Genomic DNA, 15164 nt, shown 5'->3' on the forward strand with positions numbered 1-15164 from the left:
CGGCGCGGAACGCAAAAGGCCTCCCGATCGGGAGGCTCTTAAGAGGCTGTATTTTTTCAGAATTCTGGTTGCGGGGGCAGGATTTGAACCTACGACCTTCAGGTTATGAGCCCCTACCCACGGAAGATTACTTCTCCCTTGATTTCAGTCGGTTAAGCTATTAAACCCTTGATCTGTAATCAACTTCCGCCGCATTGATCCGCATCGAACCGCAATCGGGAGCGTCAGACGGAGAGCGAAACAGATACACAGGTTGACCTATTGTTGACCCGAAGCGCCCTTACTGGCCGCGCTTGCGTTCGTGTGTTTGCGCATAGGAACGCCCTTGGACGGCAGAAACCCTTAGGCTGCCTTATCGAGGTAGGGGCTCCGGATGAAACGCGAGGAGAGCCCAATGCTGTCCCGCCGGACGTACCCGTTACTCATCAATCAAGTCTGCTGCCGTGACACGTCGACTCCCCGCGGGAGCCAAAAGGTTCTCGATCCATGTAACAGGCCGGCCGCGCTCAGCGCACAGAGTGAAGAACGCCCTTTGTTTCGCGCGTGTGAAGGCCACAAAAAAAGAGTTTAGCTCTTCGAGGCGATTGGGCGTAAGGCTCCACCACGTCTGGTTATCAAGCCCGTAGAAAATGACCGTGTGGAACTCAAGTCCCTTGCTCTTGTGGATTGTCATCAGGGCGATCTGGCCGAGACCCTCGAACTCGTCGAGAGCGCCTGACCAGGATTGCGCATTCTGGAGGGACACTTGGAGGAGCGCCGTGAACCCGTTCCAGACGCGATCGAAGTCGGGCCGTCGCCGGTAAGAGGGAAAGGCCCGCCGCAGGACTTCGGCTCCAATAAAATCGAGCGCCGCCTGCGCGGCCTCCGCCGCGGATTCAGGGACAGGATCAAGCTCTCTCAGGGTTCGCCGCATCTCGCGCACAAAAGTCTGAAGGCGCCCCTGCAGAAGCTGCTGCCCCGTTTCGTCGGCGGGATCGACGGCTTCAAGAAACTGCAAATCGAGCAGAGCGGCATTCCAGTTATCGGGACTCCGACTGGTGGCGCCGAGGCGCAACAGCCGCAAGAGAATATGCACCAGGTCTTCGCCAAGCAGGTCCTGAATGGCGATATCGCCTACGTTGCGCGCGACATTCCGGAGCCTGAGTCCCTGCTCCTCAAAGGCAGCGGAGAGCTGGCCCTCAACTTCATTGGCACGCATACGCACAAGGATTGCCACATCGTGAGGCTCGACGTTGGCCGCCCGCACCTCGCGCTCGATCCATCGCGCGAGGCAATCGCTTTCTTCCTCCTCCGTCTCGAATTCCCAAATGGCGGCAACGTCGCCGCCCACTAGCCGGTCGGCCCGCGCTTCCGGCTCCTCGACGTTGGGATCGATCCTGCTTGCGATGACGTGCTGAATGCGCACGAGGTCCTCATGCGAGCGCCAGTTGCAGATCAGAGATATGCGCTTCGCACCGAAGTTCTGCTCGAACTGCGCAAAGGCATCTGGCATCGCTCCGGCCCAGACCATGATCCGCTGCTTGTCGTCGCCAACTGCCGTGAAGACGGCATCGCTGCCGTCAAACGCAGTGCGCAGGAGCTGGAACTGCGCAAAGGTGGTGTCCTGAAACTCGTCGAGAAACACGACAGGATAGGTGAGATGCAGTGCCTTCAGAATTGAAGGGTTTTCCCGGATCAGGTATTCGACAAGCCGGTTGATCATCGCGAACGAGAGCAGAACATCGTCCGGCTCGTTGTACTGCGCGCGCCAGTACGCGGCGACCGCGCGCCGTAGATCCGAGCCCTCATCGGACACCGGCAATCGCGCCCTGGCTACCGCTTGCTCGAGTTGGTCGGCGTTGATGCCGTGGAATTCATGCCTATCCAGAAATTCGCGGTAATCCTGCCGACGTGGCATTGCGATCCGGTAGTTCGCAGGGGGACGATATGCGTCGGGAACCGCCGCACGAAACCGGTCCAGAAAGCTCTTCGCGAATGCGTCGAAGGTGTAGGAGTTGAAGCGCCGCGCCTGCTCGGGCGGACTTCGCCTGACTACCCGCTCCGCGAGATTGCGTGCCGCATCGCGCTTGAAGCTGATCGCAAGTATGCGTTTGGGTGCAGGGCAACGACCGGTCTGGAGAAGATAGGTCGCCTTCTGCGCAAGGAATTCTGTCTTTCCCGCGCCCGCGCCTGCCGTGACCAGCACGCTCCTCTCCGTCTGCCGCAGCGCTTCCCATGCGCGCGGCTCTAGGTAGTCAATGCCTTGCGGCCTCCAGTCTTCAGGATGCACCAAGCTCATTCATCGACGTCCTCAAGTCCAAGCGCCTGCTTCACATGCTCAACAAGCGCCTTGAGTTCTGTCGGTGCATTGTCGGCAAGATCGTCTTTCTCGATGCGCGCAAGCGCGGCGATATGCGTCTCGGGTTTGCTTCTGCTCAGAAAGAGGTACGGATACCATTTGAATTCGTCGTCATAATTGTCGTTATAGAGATCGGGATCGCCCCCGGTCTTCAGGATAACGGCTTTCTTGTCCCCGAGGGATTCGGCGCCGCCGCGCGGACCACGCCCCCCAGGGTTGGGGTGTTGATAGGCTTCCGGAAAGGCGCTGAGCATCGCAAAATCGATATCCAGGGGAAATGAGAAAAACACTCCCTCCTCCTTGAGCGCTTGTAGCCAGTTATTGTCCTCGGCTTCGGTCAGGAGATCGCTGTCCTTCAGATCATCCATGGCATCGACATCGATCGTGCCAGCTTCAACGAGGGAGTTCTCGCTCAAGTCGTTATCAATTTCCCCGAGCTTTGCGACGACATCGGCGATAAGCGCTGCGCCGCCGTGCGCCCTGCCGAGATCAAGGTCCAGCAGGGTCGCATGGGGAATGCGAAGATCATCGAGTAACCTCCAGAAGTGGCTGACATACCGTCCGCCGAGGGGCACGATGGGCACGAATGACGGGTCGAGCTGAACGCCCATCGCGTCGGCGATGCGCGGGATCACAAGGCGCTCGGAATCCCCTTCGCCAAGAATGATGAAGCGGGCAAAGTAAAGCTCCGGGTAGGCCCTGATGGCGAGCCGCACATACTGGCTTGCCTCGTCATCGCCTTCCGGCATCGTAATCCGCCGGACATTGGCGCGCCGACGTGTGCGGTCTAGGCGGAAATAGCGCACCTCCTCCGGCTCTATGCGACTGAGTATCGCCGGCGAGTGGCTTGAAAGGGCTACCTGCGCGGATGCGAGCGCGCCGATTTCCCGCGCCTGCGCGACGATGCGCGAGAGAAAGAAGGGCGAAAGGCTGTTCTCCGGCTCCTCGATCGCAAGGAAGGTGAGGCTGGTCCGCCGCAGCTTGTCCTGATCGAACGCGCTTTCGTCGGCAGCCTGCGCGAACACGTCCTTCTCGACTTCCAGAATTGCCGCAGTAAGAGCGATATGAAAGAGCGAACGCTGCCCATCGCTGAGGTCCGCGAGCGCTCGCTCCTGCCCGGCCTCGTCGGGAGAAAACGCGAACTCCGCCTTGCGGACCAGCTCCTCAAACCGGCTCTCGATCAGGCGGAGGACCGGCGTTGTATCGGTATCTGCCTCATGGACCTGCCGCCAGCGCTTTGTGAGCCGCTCTATTATAAGTTCTGCGGGCCTCTCGCCCTCGAACTGCCGCTGAATCCTTTGGGCGCTTGCCGCGCTACTGTCGCGGAATTCGCTTGACCATCTCGCCGCCTGCCACAGCCGACCCTTGAGCAACGCCGTCACTTGCGCCGCCGCGTCGCGGGCGGCCGGAACATAGATGAACTGGATCGAGCCGCGCTCCACGGCCTGTACTCGCTTGCATTCGTCCCACTCGAATTCGTTCTCGAGCGTCGTGATCCACCGGAGATCCTCGTCGATGCTGCCGTCCGGCGTGCCGTCGTCGGTCCAGGTCGCCTGAAGCCTCATCCTTGCCTTGAGCGGCGCGCCCGGCGCGGAAGCAGCCATCTGCAGAAAGAATTCTGGAACCGCGTCCTCCGCATCCTCTTCCTCAAGGCCCTCCAGCTCTGGGAACGAGAACACAACCTCGATTGACAGGGTCGTTCCAGAATGAAGCTCATGCTGGCGGGCTGGTAAGTGGAAATCCTGCCGCCGCACCGCGCGCTGCGCCGACGTGACACTGAATAGACGCGATAGCGCCTGAAAGGCGGCGGTCTTACCAGAGCCGTTTGCGCCAACAAAAGCGGTCACCGCATTTTTGAGCCTAATGTTCGTTCCATGCGGGCCAAAGCAACGAAAATTCTTAAGTGTAAGCTTCTCGATCTTCATGACAGCTTTCCTCAGCCCGCGCGAACAAGCATTTTCCAGAGTGCGACTGCGTTGGGCGACGCTTCGACAGCGACAAGCCTCTGGTGAATGAACTCGATCGCCTGGTTTGCAGCCTCAGGCTTGGACCTTGCGCTCCAAAACAACGTCTGCTCTACAAAGGCGGGCCAGCCGTGGAAGAGAGTGAGGCCGATGCCAAACCGATTGGCCCATACCTGCAGCGCTACCGCATCAAGCGGCTCCTGCAGGGGCGAAACCATTGCGACAGCTGCTTCGCGGACTCCCATATCCACGCATTTTTTTCCGAAAATCTGCACATCGTGCATCGTAACCGGCTTGTCGCGAACCTCGATCGCCTTCTCCCAGACCTTGGGATCAGCGGTTGAACGCACGCAGACATCGCCTGGATGCTTGCGGCTCGGGTCATTTATCCTGCCGCTCGCAACCCTACCCGTCCCCGCGAAAACGTCCATTAGCCCGGCAACGACGGCTTGCGCCCTGCGGCCTCCCTCGGAGTCGTCGCTAACAAGGCGGACAATTGCCTGAACAAGGCGATCGGGCGTGACGCTGGCGCCTTCGTCATAATCGGTGTAGCGCGGCTGATAGCGGCGGCGGACCGCGATAAAAGCGCGGAGGGCTTCGCGCGCCGGCGCTTCCGCTCTGAACGCGGCCAACTCGCGAACAAGCGCCACCATGTAGTCGAACGCCGCCCTGCCGCCGGGATGGACGGGCGTATCGTCGCCGAGGCGCGTCATCCGGAAGTAAGGCTGATTGTTCAGCGGCTCCCTGCCCGTAACGCCAATGCTGAATCCCAGCTCGGCCGCGAGCGGAACGATGACGCTGTGGCAAAGACTTCGGGCTGAGAAGGCGTTGGTGTTGCCCGGCGCGTGTTTCGGCTTGATCGCGAAGAGATCAGCGCGGCGATCGACGGCCTTGGCGAGAATTGCCGTCGCGAGAAATGCGATGTGAGTGGCAGAGACCCCGTCGGCACAAAGGCGGGAAAGCTGCTCCACCTTTTCTGTCCAAGCGGCGTCTATCGGACCGGATTTGGACTTCTCGGCCTCCTCGCGCACGATTCGTGCGGCTATGTTCTTATTGATTTTCATTTTGTGTATCTTCTGGGGCCGTCAACGCGAGAAGATCGCCTGGCTGACAGCCCAGAACGCGGCACACTTTCTCGATTGTGCTGAGCCGCGTGTTGTAGCCGTCGCGGGAAGCAAGAGACTCTATCGTCGGCCGCGCGAGGCCGGTTCGCTTAGCGAGAAGCTCGTACGTCATGCGCTCGCCGGTACGGCGGCGGTAGGTTTCCATTGCTTCACGAAGTTTGACCCGCAGCACGCATTCCTCACGAGTTTGTATTGACAATACAATTATCCTGCCCTAGACTACTGCATGGTGGGCATACTACGATGATTCGGTCCAAACTTTGTAGGGAGACGTAGGGTGGCTAGACGCCGATTGACCGCGATTAGCCTGTATACTGGAATTGGTGGCCTCGATTTTGGGTTTGAGGCTGCCGGATTTGAGACGGCGGCGGCCGTCGAGTTGGACGCGGTCGCGTGCAGAACGGTGCGCCTCAACCGCCCGGAATGGGCGCTGCTCGAAGGCGATATCCACAACATCTCATCGGAGGCGATATTGGCGAAGGCCGGTCTCCGTGCGGGCGAGCCGGATGTGCTGATCGGCGGGCCACCTTGCCAGCCCTTCTCGAAGTCGTCTTATTGGGTCAATGGCGATGCCTTGCGGCTCGACGACCCGCGCGCGGATACGTTGACAGCCTATCTTCGCGTACTGCGGGACACACGGCCGAAGGCGTTCCTACTCGAGAACGTCTACGGCCTTGTCTATAAGGGTAAGGACGAAGGCTTGCGGTATCTGCTTGAAGGCATCGAGCAGATCAACCGCGAAGCGGGCACCCGCTACACTGTCACCTGGAAAGTGCTCAACGCGGCGCAATATGGAGTGCCGCAAATCCGAGAGCGCGCCTTCTTGATCGGAAGCCGGGAGGGCATTCCGTTTCAGTTTCCGGCGCCCACGCATTGTTCCAAAAGCGAGTTCAGCCTCATTGATGCGCGCGAGCCCTTCCGCACGGCGTGGGACGCCATCGGCGATCTGCCCCGCATGCCGAATGAATCTTCGCTCGCAGTTGGCGGCAAATGGGGCGACCTGCTCCCAACAATTCCGGAAGGCCAGAACTACCTTTGGCACACCGCTCGTGGAGGCGGATCTCAGCTATTCGGATGGCGCACACGTTATTGGAGCTTCCTGCTGAAGCTGGCGAAGGACCAACCCTCGTGGACGATCCAAGCGCAGCCGGGGTCAGCGATCGGACCTTTCCACTGGTGCAACCGCAAGCTATCCAGTACGGAGATGTGCCGCCTACAAACCTTTCCGGAGGGGCTTGAGTTCGACTGTGGCCGGACTGACGTGCAGAGGATGCTGGGCAATGCCGTGCCGTCCCTCCTTGCAGAGGTCCTCGCAAGGGAAATCCGGCGGCAACTCCTTCGCGACAAGAGCCGCCTTGGACCTCTCAAACTAATTCCGCCTGTACGCAGCCCAGTACCGAAGCCGGAGCCGCTCGGGCCTCTCCCCGCGAAGTATCGGCAGCAGATCGGGGATCATGCGGATCATCCGGGAGAGGGCCGTTTCTCCGCACGAAAGAAGAGCCCGGGCGACTCAGCTGCCACCGAGCTGCCCCTGCTCTCGGCCCCAACCGTAGATTGATCGTCGCCGCCGGCCAGGAAGGAGGCAACGCAAGGTACTATTGCATCTTCCGCTGAGATTTCGCAATTCCAAAATCACGAGAACATCCCACCCAAGATGCTTCAGGCTCGCCATGGCCTGCGAGTCGCGCTGTTAGTTGCGCTCGAGCTTGGATAGCCAGTAGAGGAGCCGCGACTTCGGAGCACGTTCGAGGCTGCATCCATGCTGATGCCAGAAGCAGCCGAGCACGAAAATCATCCTGCGCAATCTCGGAAACACAAGATCGGGCGTCCCGGGGAGTTCAGCTCGATGCAAACGGAAATTGTAGCCAAGGAGATGCGCGACACGCCGCACCGCCATTTCTCGCTTCGTGTCATTCTTACGGGTGCGGCGCTATGGGCGCTGCGTTCTTCTCGAGACAGTCGGTCAGGCATTGAACTGGATCAGCTGGCTCAGATCTCCGAAGTTGAGCATCACGCGCAAATGCGGCGATTGCAAGCGATCTTGTCACCCGCAATCGACCACCTTCAGCCGCGGCCGCAGCATCTCTCCTACCGCGTTGACGCCGGCGCGCAGCGGGGACTCGATCAGGTGGGCGTAGCGCTGGGTGGTGCCGATCTGTGTGTGGCCGAGGAGCTTGCCGATCATCTCGATCGAGGCGCCGCCCGAGACCAGCAGCGAGGCAAAGGTGTGCCGCAGGTCGTGGATGCGCACGTCCGGGATATCGGCCACCTCGCGCATGCGGGCCCAGAAGCGCTTGAGTTCCTGCACCGGCTGGCCCTCGACATCGCCGGGGAAGAGGAAGGGGCAGCCGGGTGGCACCGCCTCGCGGCGCAGGCGCACCAGCGCCACAGCCTCGGGCGAGATCGGGATGCGGTGGATGCGGCGCTGCTTGGTATATGCCGCCTGCTTGGTCCAGATCGCGAGGTCAAGGTTGAACTGGTCGAAGGTGGCAGTGCGGACCTCGCCCACCCGGGCGCCAGTCAGCATGCACAGCCGGATGATCGAGGCGCCGCGCTGGTCAGGATCGTTCGCGAGCGCATCGGCCAGCCGGTTGATCTCTTCCATCGACAGAAAGCGGTCTCGGGCGGTTTCCGGGCGCTTGCGGAAGCCCAGCGCAGGGTTGTCGGTGCGCATGCGCCACTGGATGGCGAGGTTGAACATCTTCCGCAGCACCTCGCCCACCCGGTTCGCGCGCACGGGCGTGGGCCTCGATGGTTGCAGGGGCTTCTTGCGCTTTGTCTTCGGCTGGGCCTTCGACGGCCGCGCCCGGCCCTCCGCCACCCATGTGAGCAGCTTGTCGACATCATGCGGGGTGATGTCGGCGACCTTGCGGTTTCCCCAATGCGGCAGCACCAGCCGTTCCAGCATGACGATCTGGTCCGAGGCGTTGGTCTTCGCGAGCTTCGGCAGGTGCTCCTCGATATAGCGCGCGGCCAGATCCTTGACGATCGGCGCCCCGCGCGCCGCCTTGCGTTCATCGAGCGGATCATCGCCGCGATCGATCTCGCGCTTTAGCCGCTTCGCCTCGTCGCGCGCGGCGGTGACGGACCAGGCGGGCCAGCCGCCGATCGTGAACCGCCGCTGACGCCCGGCAGTGCGGTAGATCAGCACGAATGCCTTCCGCCCGCTCTCGTAGACGCAGAGGCCGAAGCCCGCGCAGTCCTCGTCAAAGATGACATACTTCCGGCTGCCCACCTCGGCAGCCTTCACAACCCTTTCGGTCAGACGTGTGTTCATGTGCGTTCTCCCATCTCGCCGACTGAGCAACCTGATTCGGCGGGGAGCAACCTGCTCTTTGCGAGGGACCGGCGCGGAGGCGGAAACCGGCAGAAACCAGATCGGCAATTCTGCCGGTCAGGGTCACGAAAACCCAAAATCAAACCCCGCCAGAGGCTTGCGCGCTCGGCGGGGTGTCGGATCAAGGGCGCTGGGCGCAGGTTGAGCCACGATCATTCCGGGTGCAGTTCCTGCCATACGGCGCGTATCCGGCGGCGAATCGTGCTCTCGTCGGGGGCCTCGCCGGTGTCGGAGGTCTGGATGAACCACTCCTGCATCTCGTCGATCAGGTCTTTCTGGCGGGGCGGCAGACCGTGGGTGAAGACCCGCTTCTTCAGCGCGATGTAGAAGCCGTCCCAATCGTATCGGGAGGGGGCGCCGGGGCCGACATTGGTGCGTCGGCTGATGCCATGCGCGGCCTCGAACCGGTCAATCTCGCTGGCGGTGATCAGAATATCACCGGCGGTCAGCTTGACGCCCTTGGCGGGCGACGCGATCAGCCGCCATTCCGTGCTGCCCTGTGGCCGCACGGAACGGACGCAGACCTTCTTCTCGGCCCGGCCAACCGAGCGGAATAGCGGACGAATCTCGCTTCCGGCAACGCTCATCAGCCCGCCGATCTCCTCCTCGCCAATCAGCACAGGCGCAATCGTCGCGACAAGATCGATCTCGTCGGCAATGGCCCAATCCACGATCTGCGAAGGTGTGCAGCCGAGACGACCAGCCGCCTCCATGAGGGTGAAGAAATACTGCGGCGGAAACGCCATGACCTGCCTCCTTTCACGCTGGTGCCGCCATGCTGACCCCGGGCGACCGGCAAGCCGGCACCGGGCCCCTGCCCGGCCGGGCGGAGTGGTCACAGGCGATTCACTTGGGTGTGTGCTCACCCGGAAGTTGCACTTTTGTTCTCCCTTCATCAACCCTTTTCGGCCGGTCTGACGCGGCCGTGAGCCGGCCGCTGCCGACCGGCATAATTTCCCCGTTGGTTTCTGCCGGTTTCCGCCTCCGTGCCGGTCAGGCCGGTGTGCTTGTGTTTGCGCACCGATCAACCGCGCCCCGATCGCCGGGGTGCCTGAACAGGAGAAGCACATGCAGAACAACAGCTTGGAAACCGAGCACCTCGAAGACGGCCCGCTGCTCGACGGCTGGCTCGATCGCGCGGCGCTCGCGAAGGAGCTCACGCTCTCGGTCGACACGCTGCAGCGCTGGGAGACCCGCCGGGTCGGCCCGCCTTGCGTCCGGGTGGGCCGGAAGGTGCTCTACCGCAAGGCCGCCGTGCGCGACTGGCTGCGCGATCAGGAGGCCCGCAAGACCGGCCAGCACCGGGCCGTTGCAACCCGGCGTGGAGGGCTCTGATGGGACGGATCACCCCCGAGGGCCGGTTTCCCGTGGCCGATCTGATCGCCGAGGCCCAGCGCGAGCTTGACCTTCGCCGGCAGTACTACTGGCGCCGGGTGCGGGCCGGCCGGATGCGCCAGGATGATGCCGACAGGCGCATCGCGCTGATGGAGGCGATCGTGAAGCGCCTGACCGTGACAGCCGCGCTATGAGTGTCCAGGCGATCACATGGGCGCTGGACTATCCCGTTCACAGCGTCACCGAGAAGGTGATCCTGCTGGTGCTGGCGAACTACGCCAATGAGTACGGCGTGAGCTGGCCCTCGCAGAAAACCTTGGCCGACCAGACCGCGCTGGGCGAACGCACTGTGCGTCGGGTGCTGGCGGCGATGGATGCGCGCGGCGTGATCCGGCGGATCGCCCGGCGCCGCGGCAACGGATCGCGGCAGTCGGACATGATCCTGCTCGCAGCTTTCGAGGCCCGCAAACCGGCGCCGCCCGGGATGATCGACGGCGAGGAGGAGCCCGGCGAGCCGGGCCCTTCAAGACAACCGGCCAATGGCGACAACCGGCCAGATTTGCCGCCTGCCAACCGGCCACAGTGGCCGCACCCCCCGGTCACAGTGGCCGCCCTTGATACGTCAAAGATACGAAAGGACTCTGCTTTACGCGACCACCCTCTTCCTCATCTGGCCTGCCTTGCGGTGGCAGGCCCGGGCCTTGACCGGTCGGAGAGCGGCCCCCTCGCCCTCTCTGCCCAGGAGATCGATCGCTGGCTCGAGGCCGGCTGCGATCTGATCGCCGACATCCTGCCGGTGATTGCCGCGAAAACCGCGACTGCCCGATCCGAGCCCATCCGAAGCTGGGCGTATTTCACTGCCGCGATCATCGCGCGGCGGGATCGACGCCTGACACCCCTGAACCATTCCGGAGACGATACCCATGACGCTGCACCTCCCCGCCGAAAAGCCAAGCAAGGAACATCCGCTGCCCGCGATCACCGCGATGCCTGGGACGCTGCTGTTGCGAAAGCTAATCGGGCAAGGTCTGAACAGGCAGACCCCGAAGCCTGAGGAGGTGGACCTGATCCGCCCCGTGGCGAAGCTCCTTCTTGCCTCGCTCACCCCGGCAAAGCCCGAACGGATCGCGCAACTTGTGACCCGGCTGATCGGGCACTATCCACAGCAGCCTTTGCCAGAGGATGTGCGGAAGGGCGTGGCAGAGGACTGGCTGGAAGACCTCGGCCATTTGCCTGAAGACATCATCGACGCCGCCTGTGCCGGCTGGCGCAGGGCCGAGAACAAGTTCGCGCCCACGCCCGGACATCTGCTTGCGATCGCCAACCCGATCTTCGCGAGCCGCCGGTTTATGGCCCAGCACGCCGCGCAACTCACCAGTATGCCCATGCCCGGCGCAAGGCGCGAGCCAAAGCGAAAGGAGCAGGCATGACGCTGAGCCCCCGCGAGATCGAGGATCGCCTCGAAGAAGCAGCCCTGACCCTGCGCCGCCTGCCCGAGAAGGATCGGCCGCGCGGCTTCCATTCCGCCTGGCCCGAGGTCGTCCGCGACCCGAAACAGGCCTATGGCTATGACGAGGGCAAACCGATGCGGGTGGTGCCCAGCGCCGCGGCGATCAGCCGGATGGAGGAATGCTTCGACTGGCTGTTGTGGCTGGACCCTGAGGATGCCCGGATCGTCTGGCTTCGGGCCGAGAACATGCGCTGGAAGCAGATCTGCATTCGGGCCGGGGTGGTACGATCGACCGCCTGGCGGCGCTGGGTGGCTGCGCTCGTGACCATTTCGAAGAAGCTGGAAAAGCAAGCGAAAACAGGGGCAAAGAAAAGGGCTGCGCAAGAGGCCGTCGCAAAGCCCGGCAGCCGACCGCGCGAATCCCGCACTGAAGCGCAGGACAACGGGCAGGATGCGTTGAACTTCGGGCGCGACATCCGCACCGGTTTTGCGGCAAAAAAGGGATAGGCTGAGAGAGGGTGCGGGCACTGACCCCGACCCAATCGGCCTCACAATCGGGCGCCTTGATCGCCCCCCGCGGACGCTCCGCCCGGCGAAGGTTCTTCCCGGGCCTGGGCGTATGCGGGGGGCGGAAGCGCGTTAATCCGCTAGCGTCAAAGGAAAAATCGGGGTTCGCACCCCGGGTGCGCATTGCGGGGTGCGCAGGTGCGCGCGGCCGTGCGCACGCAGCCAGATGGGGGAGAAATGCAGATCACCGACATGCCGGTTGACCGGCTGATCCCCTACATTCGCAACGCCCGCACCCATTCCGGCGATCAGGTGGCCCAGATCGCGGCCTCGATCGCCGAGTTCGGTTTCACCAACCCGATCCTGATCGGCGAGGATGACGTGATCATCGCGGGGCACGGGCGGCTGATGGCGGCCCAGCAGCTGGGGCTCGATATCGTGCCGGTGATTGTACTCGATCATCTGACCGAGGCCCAGCGCCGGGCGCTGGTGATCGCCGACAACCGCATCGCCGAGAATGCCGGCTGGGATGACGAGCTTCTGCGCTCCGAACTGGCTGCGCTGCGCGAGGAGGATTTCGATCTCGACCTGCTGGGGTTCGACGAGGCCGCCCTCGATGAAATCCTTGCAGGTTTTGAAGACCCGGATGGCACTCCCATCCCATCCGGCAAGGGGGCCGGGCTTGACGCCGGCGCAAACTCCGGCGCCTCGGCCCCCGGCGCCCTGGCCGAACGCTTCGGGGTGCCGCCCTTCAGCATCCTCGATGCGCGCAAGGGCTGGTGGCAGGATCGCAAGCGCGCGTGGATCGATCTGGGCATTCGCTCGGAACTCGGCCGCGGTGCGGCCCCCGGCGGCAGCCCCCGCCCGCTCGATCGGAACTGGTCGGCCGAGAAGCCTTTCCCGGCTGTGCCCGGGATGGGGACGAAAGACCCCGCCCCGATCAACAAGGACATGGACCATTACCGCCGCAAGGAGGGCAAGCGCCCCGCCAGGAAGGTGAAGGCCAAGGAGGTGCAGGCAGATGGCTAAAGGCTACGCCCGCACCTTCGGGCAGGATCTGATGCGCGGCAAGCATGTCGTCGGCGAGGGCGCCGGGACTGGCAGCGCCACAAATGGCGGGGTGCTGATGCCCTCGCACACCTCGGGCGATCCGAGCTTCTATGCGAAGAAGCGCGCGAAGGAGGCTGAACTGGGCCGGGAGCTCACCACGGAGGAATTCCTCGCCGAGCATTACGAGGCCTCGGAAGCGCCCACCGCCTCGGGCACCTCGATCTTCGATCCGGTCCTTTGCGAGATCGCCTATCGCTGGTTCTGCCCGCCGGGCGGCATGGTGCTCGATCCCTTCGCCGGCGGCTCCGTGCGGGGGATCGTCGCCTCGCGCCTGGGCCGGGGCTACTTCGGGGTCGAACTGCGCGCCGAACAGGTGGCGGCGAACGAGGCCCAGCTTGACCTGGCCGGCGATCCCGCGCCGCGCTGGGTCTGTGGCGACAGCCGCGATCTGGCCGCCATCGCCGACGGCATCGAGGCTGATCTGGTGTTCAGCTGCCCGCCCTACTGGAACCTCGAGCAGTATTCCGACGACCCCGCCGATCTTTCAGCCATGGGCAAGGAGGCCTTCTTCGAATCCTATGCCCGGATCATCGCCGCCGCCGTCGCCCGGTTGCGCGAGGATCGCTTCGCGGTCTGGGTGATCGGCGATGTGCGCGACAGCGACGGCTGCTTCGTCAACCTTCCCGGCCGGACGGTCGAGGCCTTCGAGGCTGCCGGCGCGCGGTTCTACAACGACGCGATCCTCGCCAAGGCGGTGGGCTCGCTGCCCGTGCGTGCTGGGCGCCAGTTCGCGGCCTCGCGCAAGCTGGGCCGCACCCATCAGAACGTCATGGTGTTCGTGAAGGGCGATCCGAAGCGCGCGACCGAGGCCTGTGGGCCGGTGGAATTCGGCGAAATCGAGGTGGCCGCAGACGACACCGCGACCGAGGAGCCAGAGGCATGACAGCGCCGATCGTGGAGACGCACCGCGGAATCATGGTGATCCGCGACGATCTGTTCCCGGGCGGCACGAAGGCCCGCTATATCGGCCGGGTGTTCGATTGCGCCGACGAGGCGGTCTATGCCAGCCCCGCGGAGGGCGGCGCGCAGACGGCGCTCGCAACCGTCGCCCGGGCGCTGGGGAAGCGGGCGACGATCTTCGTGGCCCAGCGCGCCAAGCCCCATGCCCGGACGCTGGAAGCCGCGCGGCTGGGTGCCAAAGTCGTGCCAGTGTCGCCCGGCTATCTGTCGGTCGTCCAGGCGCGCGCGAAGGAATACTGCCGGAACACCGGTGCTTTCCTGATCCCCTTCGGCGCGGAAATCCCCGGCGCGGTGGAGGCCATCGCCGCGGCGGCGCGAGCGACACGGCTCGATCCCGAAGAGGTGTGGTGCGCTGCCGGTTCCGGCGTGCTGGCGCGCGGGCTCGCCGCCGCCTGGCCGAGTGCCCGCCGCCATGTCGTGCAGGTCGGCCGCGATCTCACCCCGCGCGAGGTCGCCGGCGCGCAGGTGCATCGCTATCCGCTGGCCTTCGGGAAGGTGGCGAAGCTCACGCCGCCCTTTCCCAGCGATCCGCATTATGACGCGAAGGCTTGGGAGGTGTGCCTGGCACGCCATCGGCCCGGGCAAGCGGTGTTCTGGAACGTGGCTCCAGTAGCACGAAGCTGAGGTGTCCTTGTTTGCCACGCTCTCTGTCGCTATATTGCGTCAGAGATTGTGGAGCCCGCCATGCAGATCGAATCCTTCGCCGAAAACGGCGTCTTTGCCCCGGGCCGCATCGCTGCTGCGCTGCGCACCACCAAGGACGAGGTGGCGCGGACGGTCGGGCTTGGCCGCGACGCGCTCATGCGCGCTGATAGGGTTCAGAGCCCGAAGACCCAGAAGCGCCTGCGCGAGATGGTCGAGATCCTGAACCGGGTGGAGCCGCGCTTCGGCTCGGCGCTGATCGCCTATGCCTGGTATCGCTCGGAGCCACTGGCCGGGTTCGGCGGGCTGACCGCCATGCAGCTGGTGCGCGAGGGACGCGCGGCCGAGGTGATGGACTATATCGACGCCGTGGATGCCGGCGTGCACGCCTGACGCC

The 15164-nt window shown here is 63.7% G+C and carries 17 protein-coding genes; 10 read left to right on the top strand and 7 right to left on the bottom strand.

Going from position 1 to position 15164, the window contains the following annotated elements; genetic code table 11:
* Nucleotides 1-418: 418 nt before the first annotated feature.
* The 4 genes from KY389_RS12530 to KY389_RS15890 are packed head-to-tail and all read right to left on the bottom strand — an operon-like array spanning nt 419 to nt 5571.
* Complete coding sequence (locus KY389_RS12530; RefSeq protein ID WP_219831336.1) at nt 419-2278, bottom strand: UvrD-helicase domain-containing protein; 1860 nt, start codon at nt 2276-2278, stop codon at nt 419-421.
* Entirely contained in the window at nt 2275-4263 is a 1989-nt protein-coding gene (locus KY389_RS12535) for an ATP-dependent nuclease (RefSeq protein WP_219831337.1), read from the bottom strand. Before KY389_RS12535 ends, KY389_RS12530 begins: the two co-directional genes overlap by 4 nt.
* An 11-nt stretch (nt 4264-4274) precedes the next feature.
* Nucleotides 4275-5366 carry a restriction endonuclease, SacI family gene (locus KY389_RS12540; protein WP_219831338.1) on the bottom strand — a complete coding sequence of 364 codons (1092 nt, stop codon included), beginning with the start codon at nt 5364-5366 and terminating at the stop codon, nt 4275-4277.
* The gene (locus tag KY389_RS15890; RefSeq protein ID WP_425517195.1) at nt 5353-5571 is read right to left on the bottom strand and encodes a helix-turn-helix domain-containing protein; all 219 of its coding nucleotides are present in this window, start codon (nt 5569-5571) and stop codon (nt 5353-5355) included. Before KY389_RS15890 ends, KY389_RS12540 begins: the two co-directional genes overlap by 14 nt.
* 147 nt (nt 5572-5718) lie before the next feature.
* Here KY389_RS15890 and KY389_RS12550 point away from each other — a divergent pair, with 147 nt between their 5' ends.
* Complete coding sequence (locus KY389_RS12550) at nt 5719-6984, top strand: DNA cytosine methyltransferase (RefSeq protein WP_219831340.1); 1266 nt, start codon at nt 5719-5721, stop codon at nt 6982-6984.
* Nucleotides 6985-7116: 132 nt separating this feature from the next.
* Here KY389_RS12550 and KY389_RS15465 read toward each other — a convergent pair whose 3' ends face one another.
* From KY389_RS15465 to KY389_RS12565, 3 genes are all read right to left on the bottom strand, one after another.
* Nucleotides 7117-7323, bottom strand: coding sequence for a hypothetical protein (locus KY389_RS15465; protein ID WP_246588110.1), 207 nt, complete (start codon nt 7321-7323; stop codon nt 7117-7119).
* 147 nt (nt 7324-7470) lie between these two features.
* Nucleotides 7471-8703, bottom strand: coding sequence for a tyrosine-type recombinase/integrase (locus KY389_RS12560; protein ID WP_219831341.1), 1233 nt, complete (start codon nt 8701-8703; stop codon nt 7471-7473).
* A gap of 212 nt (nt 8704-8915) precedes the next feature.
* Entirely contained in the window at nt 8916-9509 is a 594-nt protein-coding gene (locus KY389_RS12565) for a hypothetical protein (RefSeq protein WP_219831342.1), read from the bottom strand.
* A gap of 322 nt (nt 9510-9831) precedes the next feature.
* On the opposite strand from KY389_RS12565, the gene KY389_RS12570 reads away from it, so the two are divergent.
* The 9 genes from KY389_RS12570 (at nt 9832) to KY389_RS12610 (ending at nt 15160) form a co-directional block, all read left to right on the top strand.
* Nucleotides 9832-10098 (top strand): helix-turn-helix transcriptional regulator, encoded by a 267-nt coding sequence (locus tag KY389_RS12570; protein ID WP_219831343.1) that lies wholly within the window; start codon nt 9832-9834, stop codon nt 10096-10098.
* The gene (locus KY389_RS12575; protein ID WP_219831344.1) at nt 10098-10292 is read left to right on the top strand and encodes a hypothetical protein; all 195 of its coding nucleotides are present in this window, start codon (nt 10098-10100) and stop codon (nt 10290-10292) included. Before KY389_RS12570 ends, KY389_RS12575 begins: the two co-directional genes overlap by 1 nt.
* A complete protein-coding gene (locus KY389_RS12580; protein WP_219831345.1) occupies nt 10289-11152 on the top strand; it encodes a helix-turn-helix domain-containing protein in 864 nt (287 codons plus the stop codon). Before KY389_RS12575 ends, KY389_RS12580 begins: the two co-directional genes overlap by 4 nt.
* A gap of 4 nt (nt 11153-11156) precedes the next feature.
* Nucleotides 11157-11528, top strand: a complete 372-nt coding sequence (locus KY389_RS12585; protein WP_219831346.1) for a hypothetical protein — start codon at nt 11157-11159, stop codon at nt 11526-11528.
* Nucleotides 11525-12055: a DUF6362 family protein gene (locus KY389_RS12590; RefSeq protein ID WP_219831347.1), complete on the top strand. Its 531-nt coding sequence runs from the start codon at nt 11525-11527 to the stop codon at nt 12053-12055. The genes KY389_RS12585 and KY389_RS12590 overlap by 4 nt, the downstream gene beginning before the upstream one ends.
* A gap of 237 nt (nt 12056-12292) precedes the next feature.
* Nucleotides 12293-13084, top strand: coding sequence for a ParB/Srx family N-terminal domain-containing protein (locus KY389_RS15745; RefSeq protein WP_219831348.1), 792 nt, complete (start codon nt 12293-12295; stop codon nt 13082-13084).
* On the top strand, nt 13077-14048 hold the full coding sequence (locus KY389_RS12600; RefSeq protein WP_219831349.1) for a site-specific DNA-methyltransferase: 972 nt from the start codon (nt 13077-13079) through the stop codon (nt 14046-14048). The genes KY389_RS15745 and KY389_RS12600 overlap by 8 nt, the downstream gene beginning before the upstream one ends.
* Nucleotides 14045-14749: a pyridoxal-phosphate dependent enzyme gene (locus tag KY389_RS12605; protein ID WP_219831350.1), complete on the top strand. Its 705-nt coding sequence runs from the start codon at nt 14045-14047 to the stop codon at nt 14747-14749. Before KY389_RS12600 ends, KY389_RS12605 begins: the two co-directional genes overlap by 4 nt.
* Nucleotides 14750-14809: 60 nt before the next feature.
* Entirely contained in the window at nt 14810-15160 is a 351-nt protein-coding gene (locus KY389_RS12610) for an MbcA/ParS/Xre antitoxin family protein (RefSeq protein ID WP_219831351.1), read from the top strand.
* Nucleotides 15161-15164 lie beyond the last annotated feature (4 nt).

Source organism: Paracoccus bogoriensis, assembly GCF_019431455.1.
GTDB classification, from domain to species: domain Bacteria; phylum Pseudomonadota; class Alphaproteobacteria; order Rhodobacterales; family Rhodobacteraceae; genus Paracoccus; species Paracoccus bogoriensis.

Excerpts from the sequence above, each read along its gene's own strand:
- KY389_RS12530 (WP_219831336.1), bottom strand. The coding sequence starts at position 2,278 with ATGAGCTTGGTGCATCCTGAAGACTGGAGGCCGCAAGGCATTGACTAC.
- KY389_RS12535 (WP_219831337.1), bottom strand. The coding sequence starts at position 4,263 with ATGAAGATCGAGAAGCTTACACTTAAGAATTTTCGTTGCTTTGGCCCG.
- KY389_RS12540 (WP_219831338.1), bottom strand. The coding sequence starts at position 5,366 with ATGAAAATCAATAAGAACATAGCCGCACGAATCGTGCGCGAGGAGGCC.
- KY389_RS15890 (WP_425517195.1), bottom strand. The coding sequence starts at position 5,571 with ATGGAAACCTACCGCCGCCGTACCGGCGAGCGCATGACGTACGAGCTT.
- KY389_RS15465 (WP_246588110.1), bottom strand. The coding sequence starts at position 7,323 with ATGGCGGTGCGGCGTGTCGCGCATCTCCTTGGCTACAATTTCCGTTTG.
- KY389_RS12560 (WP_219831341.1), bottom strand. The coding sequence starts at position 8,703 with ATGAACACACGTCTGACCGAAAGGGTTGTGAAGGCTGCCGAGGTGGGC.
- KY389_RS12565 (WP_219831342.1), bottom strand. The coding sequence starts at position 9,509 with ATGGCGTTTCCGCCGCAGTATTTCTTCACCCTCATGGAGGCGGCTGGT.
- KY389_RS12570 (WP_219831343.1), top strand. The coding sequence starts at position 9,832 with ATGCAGAACAACAGCTTGGAAACCGAGCACCTCGAAGACGGCCCGCTG.
- KY389_RS12575 (WP_219831344.1), top strand. The coding sequence starts at position 10,098 with ATGGGACGGATCACCCCCGAGGGCCGGTTTCCCGTGGCCGATCTGATC.
- KY389_RS12580 (WP_219831345.1), top strand. The coding sequence starts at position 10,289 with ATGAGTGTCCAGGCGATCACATGGGCGCTGGACTATCCCGTTCACAGC.
- KY389_RS12590 (WP_219831347.1), top strand. The coding sequence starts at position 11,525 with ATGACGCTGAGCCCCCGCGAGATCGAGGATCGCCTCGAAGAAGCAGCC.
- KY389_RS15745 (WP_219831348.1), top strand. The coding sequence starts at position 12,293 with ATGCAGATCACCGACATGCCGGTTGACCGGCTGATCCCCTACATTCGC.
- KY389_RS12600 (WP_219831349.1), top strand. The coding sequence starts at position 13,077 with ATGGCTAAAGGCTACGCCCGCACCTTCGGGCAGGATCTGATGCGCGGC.
- KY389_RS12605 (WP_219831350.1), top strand. The coding sequence starts at position 14,045 with ATGACAGCGCCGATCGTGGAGACGCACCGCGGAATCATGGTGATCCGC.
- KY389_RS12610 (WP_219831351.1), top strand. The coding sequence starts at position 14,810 with ATGCAGATCGAATCCTTCGCCGAAAACGGCGTCTTTGCCCCGGGCCGC.